At 57.8% G+C, this 12,175-nt stretch carries 14 protein-coding genes; 6 read left to right on the top strand and 8 right to left on the bottom strand.

All coding sequences use genetic code 11. The features are described from left to right. Positions 1 to 92: 92 nt before the first annotated feature. Together ftsH and rlmE are read right to left on the bottom strand one after the other, a co-directional pair. Positions 93 to 2,024 carry an ATP-dependent zinc metalloprotease FtsH gene (gene ftsH, locus ACJ8IJ_RS15295; RefSeq protein ID WP_004933529.1) on the bottom strand — a complete coding sequence of 644 codons (1,932 nt, stop codon included), beginning with the start codon at positions 2,022 to 2,024 and terminating at the stop codon, positions 93 to 95. A gap of 56 nt (positions 2,025 to 2,080) precedes the next feature. Further along, positions 2,081 to 2,710 (bottom strand): 23S rRNA (uridine(2552)-2'-O)-methyltransferase RlmE, encoded by a 630-nt coding sequence (gene rlmE / locus ACJ8IJ_RS15290; protein ID WP_004933533.1) that lies wholly within the window; start codon positions 2,708 to 2,710, stop codon positions 2,081 to 2,083. A gap of 143 nt (positions 2,711 to 2,853) precedes the next feature. Here rlmE and yhbY point away from each other — a divergent pair, with 143 nt between their 5' ends. Next, on the top strand, positions 2,854 to 3,147 hold the full coding sequence (gene yhbY, locus ACJ8IJ_RS15285) for a ribosome assembly RNA-binding protein YhbY (RefSeq protein ID WP_004933536.1): 294 nt from the start codon (positions 2,854 to 2,856) through the stop codon (positions 3,145 to 3,147). A gap of 112 nt (positions 3,148 to 3,259) precedes the next feature. On the opposite strand, the gene greA is transcribed toward yhbY, so the two are convergent. Continuing rightward, positions 3,260 to 3,736, bottom strand: a complete 477-nt coding sequence (gene greA / locus ACJ8IJ_RS15280; RefSeq protein WP_004933539.1) for a transcription elongation factor GreA — start codon at positions 3,734 to 3,736, stop codon at positions 3,260 to 3,262. Positions 3,737 to 3,992: 256 nt separating this feature from the next. Here greA and dacB point away from each other — a divergent pair, with 256 nt between their 5' ends. From dacB to pmrB, 3 genes are read left to right on the top strand one after another with little or no spacing between them, the layout of a single operon-like run. Beyond that, positions 3,993 to 5,426 (top strand): serine-type D-Ala-D-Ala carboxypeptidase, encoded by a 1,434-nt coding sequence (dacB, locus tag ACJ8IJ_RS15275; protein ID WP_015376410.1) that lies wholly within the window; start codon positions 3,993 to 3,995, stop codon positions 5,424 to 5,426. A gap of 8 nt (positions 5,427 to 5,434) precedes the next feature. Then, a complete protein-coding gene (gene pmrA / locus ACJ8IJ_RS15270; protein ID WP_004933545.1) occupies positions 5,435 to 6,097 on the top strand; it encodes a two-component system response regulator PmrA in 663 nt (220 codons plus the stop codon). Beyond that, positions 6,094 to 7,155 (top strand): two-component system sensor histidine kinase PmrB, encoded by a 1,062-nt coding sequence (gene pmrB, locus ACJ8IJ_RS15265; protein WP_021504259.1) that lies wholly within the window; start codon positions 6,094 to 6,096, stop codon positions 7,153 to 7,155. The genes pmrA and pmrB overlap by 4 nt, the downstream gene beginning before the upstream one ends. Before the next feature lie 36 nt (positions 7,156 to 7,191). Here pmrB and cgtA read toward each other — a convergent pair whose 3' ends face one another. The 4 genes from cgtA to rplU all read right to left on the bottom strand — a co-directional run bounded on the left by cgtA (position 7,192) and on the right by rplU (position 10,044). Beyond that, positions 7,192 to 8,364, bottom strand: a complete 1,173-nt coding sequence (gene cgtA, locus ACJ8IJ_RS15260; protein ID WP_004933553.1) for an Obg family GTPase CgtA — start codon at positions 8,362 to 8,364, stop codon at positions 7,192 to 7,194. A gap of 16 nt (positions 8,365 to 8,380) precedes the next feature. Next, positions 8,381 to 9,352, bottom strand: coding sequence for a DMT family transporter (locus ACJ8IJ_RS15255; protein ID WP_021504260.1), 972 nt, complete (start codon positions 9,350 to 9,352; stop codon positions 8,381 to 8,383). Positions 9,353 to 9,457: 105 nt separating this feature from the next. Continuing rightward, positions 9,458 to 9,715, bottom strand: a complete 258-nt coding sequence (rpmA, locus tag ACJ8IJ_RS15250) for a 50S ribosomal protein L27 (protein ID WP_004933559.1) — start codon at positions 9,713 to 9,715, stop codon at positions 9,458 to 9,460. 17 nt (positions 9,716 to 9,732) lie between these two features. Then, positions 9,733 to 10,044 carry a 50S ribosomal protein L21 gene (gene rplU, locus ACJ8IJ_RS15245; protein WP_004933561.1) on the bottom strand — a complete coding sequence of 104 codons (312 nt, stop codon included), beginning with the start codon at positions 10,042 to 10,044 and terminating at the stop codon, positions 9,733 to 9,735. 270 nt (positions 10,045 to 10,314) lie between these two features. On the opposite strand from rplU, the gene ispB reads away from it, so the two are divergent. Further along, positions 10,315 to 11,286 carry an octaprenyl diphosphate synthase gene (gene ispB, locus ACJ8IJ_RS15240; RefSeq protein ID WP_016929331.1) on the top strand — a complete coding sequence of 324 codons (972 nt, stop codon included), beginning with the start codon at positions 10,315 to 10,317 and terminating at the stop codon, positions 11,284 to 11,286. 50 nt (positions 11,287 to 11,336) lie between these two features. On the opposite strand, the gene ACJ8IJ_RS15235 is transcribed toward ispB, so the two are convergent. After that, positions 11,337 to 11,693 carry a DNA-binding protein gene (locus ACJ8IJ_RS15235; RefSeq protein ID WP_015376406.1) on the bottom strand — a complete coding sequence of 119 codons (357 nt, stop codon included), beginning with the start codon at positions 11,691 to 11,693 and terminating at the stop codon, positions 11,337 to 11,339. Positions 11,694 to 11,874: 181 nt separating this feature from the next. On the opposite strand from ACJ8IJ_RS15235, the gene ACJ8IJ_RS15230 reads away from it, so the two are divergent. Then, positions 11,875 to 12,135 (top strand): helix-turn-helix domain-containing protein, encoded by a 261-nt coding sequence (locus ACJ8IJ_RS15230; protein WP_049186983.1) that lies wholly within the window; start codon positions 11,875 to 11,877, stop codon positions 12,133 to 12,135. Positions 12,136 to 12,175: the final 40 nt, after the last annotated feature.

Below are 12,175 nucleotides of genomic sequence, written 5' to 3'. Positions count from 1 at the left end.
GGTTGGTCCACCTTACTGTTGCCTGGTTCACTGCCCGCCGGGCAAAAAAAAACCCCGGCGTACCGGGGTTTGATGTTATTACACAGCCGTTCTTACTTGTCGAGCTGTTCGGACATGGTGTTGCCCGGCGTTGGGGTGCGCGGCTCATCTACCGGCGTCGGGGCTTTCGGGGTGCCGCCGTTGTCGGAGCTGTTGCCTTTGTTCGCATCGTCCCAGCCCGCCGGCGGACGCACGTCTTTGCGGTTCATCAGATCGTCGATCTGCGGCGCATCGATGGTTTCATACTTCATCAGCGCATCCTTCATCGAGTGCAGGATGTCCATGTTTTCCATCAGCAGCGAGCGAGCACGCGTGTAGTTGCGTTCGATCAGCGACTTCACTTCCTGGTCGATGATACGCGCGGTCTCATCCGACATGTGCTTCGCCTTGGCCACGGAACGGCCCAGGAACACTTCACCCTCTTCTTCCGCATACAGCAGCGGCCCCAGCTTCTCGGAGAAGCCCCATTGGGTCACCATGTTGCGGGCGATGGAGGTCGCCACTTTGATGTCGTTCGACGCACCGGTAGAGACTTTTTCCGGCCCGTAGATGATCTCTTCCGCCAGACGGCCGCCGTACAGGGTGGAGATTTGGCTCTCCAGCTTCTGACGGCTGGCGCTGATCGCATCCCCTTCCGGCAGGAAGAAGGTCACGCCGAGCGCACGGCCACGAGGAATGATCGTCACTTTATGTACCGGATCATGTTCAGGAACCAGGCGGCCAATGATGGCGTGGCCCGCTTCGTGATACGCGGTCGACTCTTTCTGCGCTTCGGTCATTACCATGGAGCGGCGTTCCGCACCCATCATGATCTTGTCTTTGGCTTTCTCGAACTCCACCATCGACACCACGCGCTTGTTGCCGCGGGCGGCGAACAGCGCCGCTTCGTTGACCAGGTTGGCCAGATCGGCACCGGAGAAGCCCGGCGTACCGCGCGCAATGACGGAGGCGTCGATGTCGGCAGCCAACGGCACGCGGCGCATGTGCACCTTCAGGATCTGCTCACGGCCACGCACATCCGGCAGCCCGACCACGACCTGACGGTCGAAACGGCCCGGGCGCAGCAGCGCGGGGTCAAGCACGTCCGGACGGTTGGTGGCCGCGATGACGATGATGCCCTCGTTGCCTTCGAAACCGTCCATCTCAACCAGCATCTGGTTCAGGGTTTGCTCGCGCTCATCGTGACCGCCACCCAGGCCGGCGCCACGCTGGCGGCCGACGGCGTCGATTTCATCGATGAAGATGATGCACGGCGCGGCTTTCTTCGCTTGTTCGAACATGTCACGCACGCGGGATGCGCCCACGCCGACGAACATTTCGACGAAGTCGGAACCGGAAATGGTGAAGAACGGCACCTTCGCTTCGCCGGCGATCGCTTTCGCCAACAGCGTTTTACCGGTCCCCGGCGGGCCAACCATCAGCACGCCTTTCGGGATCTTGCCGCCCAGCTTCTGGAAACGGCTCGGTTCGCGCAGGTATTCCACCAGTTCGCTCACCTCTTCTTTCGCTTCGTCACACCCGGCGACATCGGCGAAAGTGGTCTTGATCTGGTCTTCCGTCAGCATGCGGGCCTTGCTCTTGCCGAAGGACATCGCGCCCTTGCCGCCGCCGCCCTGCATTTGCCGCATAAAGAAGATCCAGACCCCGATCAGCAACAGCATCGGGAACCAGGAGATAAAGATAGAAGCCAGCAGGCTCGGCTCTTCAGGCGGCTCGCCGACAACTTTCACATTCTTCGTTAACAACGTATCCAGCAACTTAGGATCGTTGACAGGGATGTAGGTCGTGTATTTGTTACTGTCTTTCTTGGTAACGTTAATTTCACGTCCGTTGATTCGCGCTTCGCGAACCTGGTCCTGGGTCAGCTCGGACATGAAGGTAGAGTAATCCACCCTACGGCCATTCGACTCGCTGGGCCCAAAGCTCTGGAATACAGACATCAACACTACCGCGATGACTAACCAGAGAATTAGGTTTTTCGCCATGTCACTCAAGGGATTAACCTCATCTTACAACTGTGTTAACAAACAGCGTTAGGGTACTACAGTTTGCGCCCTGTCGCTACAATGTACACTTCGCGCGAACGGGCGCGGGAAGCGTCTGGCTTACGAATCTTAACCTTCGTAAACAGGGAGCGAATTTCCCGTAGGTACTCGTCAAAGCCATCTCCCTGGAACACCTTCACCAGGAAACTTCCGCCTGGTGCGAGGACATCACGACACATATCCAGCGCCAACTCCACCAGATACATCGACCTTGGAATATCGACCGCCGGGGTGCCACTCATATTCGGGGCCATATCGGACATGACCACCTGAACCTTACTCTCGCCTACTCGTTCCAACAGTGCCTTCAGCACCAGTTCATCACGAAAATCGCCCTGAAGGAAATCGACGCCAACGATAGGATCCATTGGCAAAATATCACAGGCGATGATGCGCCCGGTACCGCCGATTTGGGTGACCACATACTGCGACCAGCCGCCCGGTGCGGCGCCCAGGTCAACCACGGTCATGCCCGGTTTGAACAGTTTGTCGCTCTGCTGTATTTCATCAAGTTTAAACCAGGCACGGGAACGCAGTCCCTTTTTCTGCGCCTGCTGTACATATTTATCGCTAAAGTGTTCTTGTAACCAGCGACTGGAGCTAGCCGAACGCTTTTTATTAGCCATCTCGTTTTCCAACTATCATAAAAAGAGTCTTATGTCAGGGTCGCTGCTCACGTAGACTCACACCGGTGAAGACCGATTTGGTGATATACATGAGATGGCGGTAGAATGTACCGTTTTCAATCCCAACTTAAGCAAAAAAGACAATGAATCTGAATAATAAACAAAAACAGCACCTGAAAGGCCTGGCGCATCCGTTAAAACCGGTGGTGATGCTGGGCAATAACGGTCTTACCGAAGGGGTGCTGGCTGAAATTGAACAGGCTCTGGAGCATCATGAGCTGATCAAGGTAAAAATCGCCGCTGAAGATCGCGAAACCAAAACCCTGATCGCCGACGCTATCGTGCGTGAAACGGGCGCCTGCAATGTGCAAGTTATCGGCAGTACGCTTATTCTTTACCGCCCGTCGAAAGAGCGCAAGATCAGTCTACCGCGTTAATAACCATCAGGTTAACGAAAAGGTGCCATGCGCCTGACCAAGATAAAAGGCCGCTTGCGGCCTTTTTCCTATCTTTACAAAACGTTGGCGCATTAATGACCAACGGCCTCGATCAGAGATACTCGACCTTCAGGATCTCGTATTCCACGTCGCCGCCTGGGGTTTTGATCACCACCACATCGTCTTGCTCTTTGCCAATCAGGCCACGCGCCATCGGCGAGTTTACCGAAATCAGATTTTTCTTGAAATCGGCCTCATCGTCGCCAACGATGCGGTAAGTCACTTCTTCTTCACTGTCCAGATTCATCACCGATACGGTGGCGCCGAAGATCACCCGGCCGGTGTTCGGCATCTTGGTGATATCGATCACCTGCGCATTGGACAGTTTGGCTTCGATTTCCTGAATGCGGCCTTCGCAGAAACCCTGCTGTTCGCGGGCGGCATGGTACTCGGCATTTTCTTTCAAGTCGCCGTGTTCACGCGCTTCAGCGATATCCGCAATGATTTTCGGGCGGCGCACGCTTTTCAGATATTCGAGCTCTTCGCGCAGTTTTTCAGCGCCAAACAAGGTCATCGGAATTTGGTTCATCGTATAAATACCTCTAAATCTTTCCTGTTCAAATAACCGTCATCCTGACGTATTCGTATGAAAACACGGTTGGCATACCGCCCCCCGCCTCCAGGCGACAAACAAAAGAAACCTGACTCGGAACGGAGCCCAAGCCAAGATCGGTTTTGCATTTTGATACGCATTTTAGCCTAGAGTTCCTTGAGGGTCATCGTTTACTTTTTCCCTGATTGCACCGTAGTATGACGGCACGTTATCCAGCTGTTATCCCGAGATTATGCGTTTTTCACGAATTGTCAGTGCATTGGCTTGCGCATTTGTTCTGAATGCGAATGCGGCCCCGGTTGAAGAGTACACACAATATCTGCCTGATGGGGCCAACCTTGCCCTGGTCGTTCAGAAGATCGGCGCCGGTGCGCCGACGATCGATTACCACTCTCAGCAGATGGCGCTGCCGGCCAGTACCCAAAAAGTGCTGACGGCGCTGGCGGCATTGCTGCAACTCGGGCCCGATTACCGTTTCACCACCACGCTGGAGAGCCAGGGTGATATCCGCGACGGCGTGCTGCGCGGCAACCTGATCGCCCGCTTCAGCGGCGATCCGACCTTCAAACGCCAGAGCCTGCGCAATATGGTGGCCGTCCTGAAGAAGCAGGGCGTGCGCCAAATCAGCGGCGACGTGCTGGTCGATACCTCGGTCTTCGCCAGCCATGACAAGGCGCCCGGCTGGCCGTGGAACGATCTGACGCAGTGCTTCAGCGCGCCGCCGGCCGCCGCCATTGTCGATCGCAACTGTTTCTCTGTCTCGCTGTACAGCGCGCCGAATCCGGGCGACATGGCGTTTATCCGCGTCGCCTCCTATTATCCGGTTAATATGTTTAGCCAGGTGCGCACCCTGGCGCGCGGCTCGGCAGACGCGCAGTACTGCGAGCTGGACGTGGTGCCGGGCGAGCTGAACCGCTTTACCCTGACCGGCTGCCTGACGCAGCGCAGCGAGCCGCTGCCGTTGGCCTTCGCCATCCAGGACGGTGCCAGCTATGCGGGCGCCATCCTGAAAGACGAGCTGAAGCAGGCCGACATCCAGATCGACGGGCATTTGAAACGCCAGACGCGCCCCGGCATCACCGGTACGGTGATCGCGCAAACCCAGTCGGCGCCGCTGCACGATCTGTTGAAAATCATGCTGAAAAAATCGGACAACATGATCGCCGATACCGTCTTCCGCACCATCGGCCACGAACGCTTCGGCGTGCCGGGCACCTGGCGAGCCGGTTCCGATGCGGTACGCCAGGTGCTGCGCCAGAAGGCCGGCATCGATCTGGGCAACACCATCATCGCCGACGGTTCCGGCCTGTCGCGCCACAACCTGCTGGCCCCGGCGACCATGATGCAGGCGCTGCAGTACATCGCGCAGCACGACAACGAGCTGAACTTTATCTCGATGCTGCCGCTGTCCGGCTATGACGGCACCCTGCGCTACCGCGGCGGCCTGCATGAGGCTGGCGTAGACGGCAAGGTGTCGGCCAAGACCGGCGCGCTGCAGGGCGTCTACAACCTGGCGGGTTTCATCACTACCGCCAGCGGCCAGCGCATGGCCTTCGTGCAGTATCTCTCCGGCTACGCCGTGCCACCGGAAGATCAGAAACAGCGCCGCGCGCCGCTGGTGCGTTTCGAAAGCCGCCTGTATCGGGATATTTACCAAAACAACTGAGGATCGCCATGAAGCTGCTGGTCGTTGAAGATGATGAACTGCTGCAACAAGGGCTGGCGCTGGCGCTGACCGGTGAAGGCTACGTGTGCGACTGCGCCGCCACAGCGGCGGAGGCCAGCAGCCTGCTCATCACCAGCCAATACAGCATGGTGATCCTGGATCTCGGCCTGCCGGACATGGACGGCGCAGCGCTGCTGCGGCAGTGGCGCCGCCAGCAGATCGATCTGCCGGTGCTGATCCTGACCGCCCGCGACGCCCTGGAAGACCGCGTCGATGGGCTGGACGCCGGCGCCGACGACTACCTGGTCAAACCCTTCGCGCTGGTTGAGCTGCAGGCGCGCGTGCGCGCTCTCCTGCGGCGCTACCAGGGCCACAGCGACAATCTGATGCAGGTGGATGACCTGCAGTTGAATCTCTCCAGCCAGCAGGTCTATCTGCAACAGCAGCCGGTGGAGGTCACGCCGAAAGAGTTCGCCATTCTGGCGCGCCTGATCATGCGTGCCGGGCAGACGGTCAACCGCGAACTCCTGCAGCAGGATCTCTACACCTGGCAAGATGATTTAGGTTCCAACACCCTGGAAGTGCATATCCACAACCTGCGCCGCAAACTGGGCAAGGATCGCATCCGCACCGTGCGCGGCATCGGCTACCGCCTGGAACCCTCGTCATGATCAGCATGCGCCGCCGCCTGCTGCTGATGCTGGCGCTGATCCTGCTGGTCACGCAACTCATCAGCGCCTTCTGGCTGTGGCACGAAAGCCAGGAGCAGATCAGCTTCCTGGTGGACGAAACCCTGTCCGCCAAAGTGCGTACCGAACGCGTCGATACCGAGATCGCCGAGGCCATCGCATCGCTGTTGGCGCCTTCGCTGATCATGATGATCGTCACCCTGTTGGCGTCATTCTGGGCTATCAGCTGGATCATCCGCCCACTCAACCAACTGCAGCAGCGGCTGGAAAAGCGCTCTGCCGATAACCTGACGCCGCTGCCGATCACCAGCGATAGCCAGGAAATGGTGGCCGTCACCAATGCGCTCAATCAGCTGTTCTCACGGTTGGACAACACCATTCAACAGGAACGCCTGTTCACCGCCGACGCCGCCCACGAACTGCGCACGCCGCTGGCCGGCATCCGCCTGCATCTGGAATTGATGGAAAAACAAGGCGTCAAGGGCAGCCAGGCGCTGATCGCCCGCATCGATCAACTGATGCATACCGTCGAGCAGTTGCTGATGCTGTCGCGCGCCGGGCAAGACTTCGCCAGCGGCCATTATCAGCATTTCGATTGGGTAGCCGATGTGATCCAGCCGCTGCGCGAAGAGCTCGACGAAATGGCCGCCCAACGCGGGCAGACGCTGGGCTGGCAATTGCCGGCTGCTGCCACAGTGAACGGCGATCCTGTGCTGCTGCGGCTTCTGCTGCGCAACCTGGTCGAAAACGCTCACCGTTACGGCCCGGAAGGCGGCGCGATACAGGTGCGGTTAACGCCGCAAGACAACGGCTATCTGCTGCAGGTCATCGACGATGGCCCGGGGATCAAGGAAGAGATGGTCGGGGAGCTGACGCAGGCGTTTCGCCGCATGGATCAACGCTACGGCGGCAGCGGACTGGGCCTGAATATCGTGATCCGCATCGCGCAACTGCACCAGGGGCGTTTGACGCTGGAAAACCGCCGCGATGCGCGCGGCCTGAATGCCCAGTGCTGGCTGCCGGAAAAGGCGCTCAAATAATAAGGGCCCAGCGTTGCTGAGCCCTTTATCACCGAATTACTTCTGGTAAATGATTTCGACGCCTTCGTCGTCGTCTTCGTCCCAGTCGTCATCCCAGTCATCTTCCGCTTCGGCTTCCACTTCTGCGATTTGCTCGCGGTGGTAGTCATCCCACATGAATTCGACTTTTTCCGGTGCGCTTTCTTCGATCGCCATCGCTTTCGGCTGGGTGTTGATGAAGTTCATCACGTCCCAGCACAGCGCGTTGACGCCTTCGCGGTTGGCGGCGGAGATCATGTAGTACTTCCCTTCCCAGCCCATGCCTTCCACAATCGCCTTGGCGCGTTCGGCGGCTTCTTCCTCACCAATCACATCAATTTTGTTGAACACCAGCCAGCGCGGCTTCTGCGCCAGATTTTCGCTGTATTGGTTCAACTCGTTGATGATGACTTTGGCGTTTTCCACCGGATCGGATTCGTCGATCGGCGCGATGTCCACCAGGTGCAGCAGCACGCGGCAACGCTCCAGGTGTTTCAGGAAACGAATACCCAGGCCGGCGCCTTCGGAGGCGCCCTCGATCAGCCCCGGAATGTCGGCGACCACAAAGCTCTGCTCGTGATCCATGCGCACCACGCCCAGGCTCGGCACCAGCGTGGTAAACGGATAATCGGCCACCTTCGGCTTGGCGGCGGACACCGCGCGGATGAAGGTCGATTTGCCGGCGTTCGGCAACCCCAGCATGCCCACATCGGCCAGCAGCAACAGCTCCAGCAACAGGTCACGCGCTTCGCCGGCGGTACCCAGCGTCTTCTGACGCGGCGCGCGGTTGACCGAAGATTTGAAACGGGTGTTGCCCAGACCGTGCCAGCCGCCTTTGGCGACCATCAGCTTCTGCTCGTGGCGGGTCATGTCGCCGAGGATCTCGCCGGTGCCCTGATCCTTCACGCGCGTGCCGACCGGCACCTTGATGATGACGTCTTTACCGCGTTTGCCGGTACAGTCGCGGCTCTGACCATTCTGGCCGCGTTCGGCGCGGAAAGACTTCTCAAAGCGGTAGTCGATCAGGGTGTTAAGGTTCTCGTCCGCCAGCAGGTAGACGTCGCCGCCGTCGCCGCCGTCACCGCCGTCAGGCCCACCGTTCGGGATATATTTTTCGCGGCGGAAGCTGACGCACCCGTTGCCGCCGTCGCCTGCAACGACCAGAATCGCTGCTTCATCTACAAACTTCATTTACCGTCTCCGTAAATCATTCACCGGGCTGCTTCAAAGGAGCAACCAGGGGGGGGTCTGCCCGTCGCGGCCACCACCGGTGACCAATTGCGGAAAACATGGCGCCCGCCACAACTACAAACGCACCGACATAGCCGACGATGTTCAGCGTCGGCATGGCGAATGCCTGGGGCCAAGCCAGCGCCAATAAATCTGAAAACAGCAGGGTAAACAGCGGGGTCAGCGTAACCAACGCGCTCACCTGCGCCGCCTGCCAGCGCGCCATCGCTTCCGCCAGCGCGCCATAGCCGATCAGCGTGTTGGCGCCGCAAAACAGCAGGCACGCCAATTGCCAGCCGCTAAGCTGGAAAATCACCTCGGGTTTGGCCAGAGGGAACAACGCAATCGCACATAAAGTGTACAACATAACCAGGATCTGCGGCGAAGCCAGCCGGCGCAGCAACACCTTCTGCGCCACGCCATAGCTCACCCAGACCATCGCCGCGCACACGCCCAGCATGACGCCCAGCGTGTAGTCCGTCAGCCGGGTGAAGATCTCTATCAGACTGACGTTGAAAAACAGCATCAGCCCGCAAATCAGCATCAGGGCGCCAATGACCTGGGTGATGCGCATGCGTTCTTTTAAAATCAGCACGCTGGCGAACATCATACCGACTGGCGACAGCTGGCCAATCACCTGCGACGCCGTCGGGCTCAGGTATTGCAGCGAGGAGCTGAAGAACACAAAGTTGCCCAGCAGCCCCGCCGTCGCGATCGCCAACAGCAGCAGCCAACGCGGCTGGCGGAACATCGTCAGCGGCGGCAGCTTGCCGCGCACCGCAAGGATCACGCCCAAACCGATGGCGGCCATGGTAAAGCGATACCAGACAACGGTAAACGGCTCCATCACCACCAACACTTCTTTCATCGCAATCGGCAACGCGCCCCAGCAAACCGCCGTGGTTAACGCCAGAGAAATGCCAACGCCGACCTGCTGCTTCGTATCCATATCACCTTCGCCAACGCTGACGGGCCAACCCTCAGGCAACCCATAAATGTAAAAAGCCCCGCAACGAATTGCGGGGCTTACATCTATTTCGTAAGGCTCGAAAAATTATTCAGCTTCGATGCTGATGAATTTACGATTGCTCGGGCCTTTAACTTCGAATTTGACTTTACCGTCTTTCAAAGCAAACAGAGTGTGGTCTTTGCCGCAACCCACGTTGGTACCAGCGTGGAATTTGGTGCCGCGCTGACGAACGATGATGCTGCCTGCCAGTACTGCTTCGCCGCCAAAGCGTTTTACGCCCAGACGTTTAGCTTCTGAATCGCGACCGTTACGAGTCGAGCCGCCAGCCTTTTTGTGTGCCATTAATCCGCTCTCCTAACTTAAGCGCTGATGCCGGTGATTTTAACGTCAGTGAACCACTGACGGTGGCCCTGCTGCTTACGGTGGTGTTTACGACGACGAAACTTAACGATTTTAATTTTCTCGCCACGACCGTGAGCAACGACTTCAGCTTTGATCTTGCCGCCATCGACGAAAGGAACGCCGATTTTGATATCTTCGCCATTAGCGATCATCAGAATCTGGTCAAACTCAACCGCTTCACCAGTTGCGATGTCCAGCTTTTCCAAGCGAACGGTCTGACCTTCGCTTACTCGGTGTTGTTTACCACCACTTTGGAAAACCGCGTACATATAAAACTCCGCTTTCCGCGTGCCCGACTGTGTTAGTTCAGAGCGCGCTATAAATATTCACAATAGGGCGCGAATTCTACGCAAAAAAGCGGCGCATGACAAGAGCAGAATAAGACCAGAAGGAGAAAAAAGAAGAAAAAAAGCGCAGTTTCTTTCGTGGCGTTTATCTGAACCGTTTTTCAAGTACAATCATAGGGACAGTTACCGCCATGTACCGATGTGAGCAGCGATCTCAACGCGGTGAAGAGAAACACAGCTGAAAAAAACACAATGAACCTAGAGCAAATTACCGAGTTAACCGCGCAAGATATGGCGGCCGTGAACGCAACAATTCTCGAACAGCTGAATTCCGATGTCACGCTCATCAATCAGCTTGGCTATTACATTATCAGCGGTGGCGGTAAGCGCATCCGGCCGATGATCGCCGTCCTGGCGGCGCGGGCGTTGGGCTACGAAGGCAACAAGCACGTCACCGTAGCCGCCCTGATCGAATTCATTCATACCGCCACGCTGTTGCATGACGACGTCGTCGACGAATCGGACATGCGCCGCGGCAAAGCCACCGCCAACGCAGCGTTCGGCAACGCCGCCAGCGTGCTGGTCGGCGACTTTATCTATACCCGCGCCTTCCAGATGATGACCAGCCTGGAATCCCTGCGCGTGCTGGCGCTGATGTCGGAGGCGGTCAACGTCATCGCCGAAGGTGAAGTGCTGCAGTTGATGAACGTGCACGATCCTGACATCAGCGAAGAAAGTTATATGCGGGTGATCTACAGCAAAACCGCCCGTCTGTTTGAAGCGGCGGCGCAATCGTCGGCGATCCTGTCCGGCGCCAGCGCTGAGCAAGAACAGGCGCTGCAAGATTATGGCCGCTATCTCGGCACCGCTTTCCAGCTGATCGACGATCTGCTCGACTACAGCGCCGACGGCAGCACGCTGGGCAAAAACACCGGCGACGATCTGAACGAAGGGAAACCGACCCTGCCGCTGCTGCACGCGATGCACAACGGCGACGACGCCCAGCGTGACATGATCCGCGGCGCGATTGAGCAAGGCAACGGCCGCCACCTGCTGGAGCCGGTGCTGCAGGCGATGCAGCAATGCGGTTCGCTGGAATACACCCGCAAACGCGCCGAGGAAGAAGCCGACAAGGCGATCGCCGCGCTGCAGGTCTTGCCGGCATCAGAGCACCGTACAGCGCTGGAAGGCCTGGCCCATTTGGCGGTACAACGCGATTTTTAAGAAATTTTAATTTCGCAATACATTCATCAGGCCCGCCCACGCGGGCCTGCCTAGGTATTGCTCTCTTCGTCGATACGCGCCAGCAGGCCGCCAATCCCTTCCCGCATCAGGAAAGCCACCATTTTCTCGCGCTCGCTCTCCGTCAAATGGTAGTAATACTCGATCCAGACCGCCAACGGATCCTGGCGTTCTACGTCATATGTCGCCCCGTCTTCTTTCAGCGCCAGCAGGTTACGCACGCCTGGAGGCAGGCTGTCGATATGGTACTCCAACGCTTTTCCCTGCACGCCTTTACGCCTGCGGCTGATCCAGCCTTCGCGTCGGGCCATCAGATTGATTCCCTGTGGTGAGGAAGGTAATCCTGCGATGCCTGTCAGTTCCTTGGCGGCAAACCACTCGTTTTTCATAGCCATCATCTCTGGGCAATAGTGGGCAATGTCGTTTTTTGGAAATTACTTGGGTATTTTTTAGGAAATTTAATGGTATTCTTGTTTCCGAATAAGCGTTTCACGTTGTTCAAACGCTTAACCATGACCCGTTAGTTATACCACTAACGCAACTTTGGCTAATCAGAAAAGGAATGTAAACATGAATTCAAGGAACCCAGATTGGCATCCGGCAGATATCATCGCGGCGCTACGCAAGCAGGGCACCACGCTGGCGGCAGTGTCGCGCAAGGCCGGATTAAGCTCATCGACGCTGGCCAATGCGCTGTCGCGCCCGTGGCCAAAGGGGGAATGGCTGATCGCCGAAGCGATAGGCATCCACCCTTCGGAGATCTGGCCAAGCCGCTATTTCGATCCGCACAGCGATTGCCTGCTGGATCGCAAAGCACGCATCAAATCGTGAACGCGGAGCAAAAAAAACCGCCGGAACAGCGTCCGGCGGC

This window comes from Serratia sp. CY40230 (genome assembly GCF_052168835.1).
GTDB lineage: Bacteria > Pseudomonadota > Gammaproteobacteria > Enterobacterales > Enterobacteriaceae > Serratia > Serratia nematodiphila.
This window is presented reverse-complemented; position numbering and strand designations above follow the sequence as displayed.

Coding starts and splice junctions, on each gene's coding strand:
- ftsH (WP_004933529.1), bottom strand. CDS start 2,024: ATGGCGAAAAACCTAATTCTCTGGTTAGTCATCGCGGTAGTGTTGATG.
- rlmE (WP_004933533.1), bottom strand. CDS start 2,710: ATGGCTAATAAAAAGCGTTCGGCTAGCTCCAGTCGCTGGTTACAAGAA.
- yhbY (WP_004933536.1), top strand. CDS start 2,854: ATGAATCTGAATAATAAACAAAAACAGCACCTGAAAGGCCTGGCGCAT.
- greA (WP_004933539.1), bottom strand. CDS start 3,736: ATGAACCAAATTCCGATGACCTTGTTTGGCGCTGAAAAACTGCGCGAA.
- dacB (WP_015376410.1), top strand. CDS start 3,993: ATGCGTTTTTCACGAATTGTCAGTGCATTGGCTTGCGCATTTGTTCTG.
- pmrA (WP_004933545.1), top strand. CDS start 5,435: ATGAAGCTGCTGGTCGTTGAAGATGATGAACTGCTGCAACAAGGGCTG.
- pmrB (WP_021504259.1), top strand. CDS start 6,094: ATGATCAGCATGCGCCGCCGCCTGCTGCTGATGCTGGCGCTGATCCTG.
- cgtA (WP_004933553.1), bottom strand. CDS start 8,364: ATGAAGTTTGTAGATGAAGCAGCGATTCTGGTCGTTGCAGGCGACGGC.
- ACJ8IJ_RS15255 (WP_021504260.1), bottom strand. CDS start 9,352: ATGGATACGAAGCAGCAGGTCGGCGTTGGCATTTCTCTGGCGTTAACC.
- rpmA (WP_004933559.1), bottom strand. CDS start 9,715: ATGGCACACAAAAAGGCTGGCGGCTCGACTCGTAACGGTCGCGATTCA.
- rplU (WP_004933561.1), bottom strand. CDS start 10,044: ATGTACGCGGTTTTCCAAAGTGGTGGTAAACAACACCGAGTAAGCGAA.
- ispB (WP_016929331.1), top strand. CDS start 10,315: ATGAACCTAGAGCAAATTACCGAGTTAACCGCGCAAGATATGGCGGCC.
- ACJ8IJ_RS15235 (WP_015376406.1), bottom strand. CDS start 11,693: ATGAAAAACGAGTGGTTTGCCGCCAAGGAACTGACAGGCATCGCAGGA.
- ACJ8IJ_RS15230 (WP_049186983.1), top strand. CDS start 11,875: ATGAATTCAAGGAACCCAGATTGGCATCCGGCAGATATCATCGCGGCG.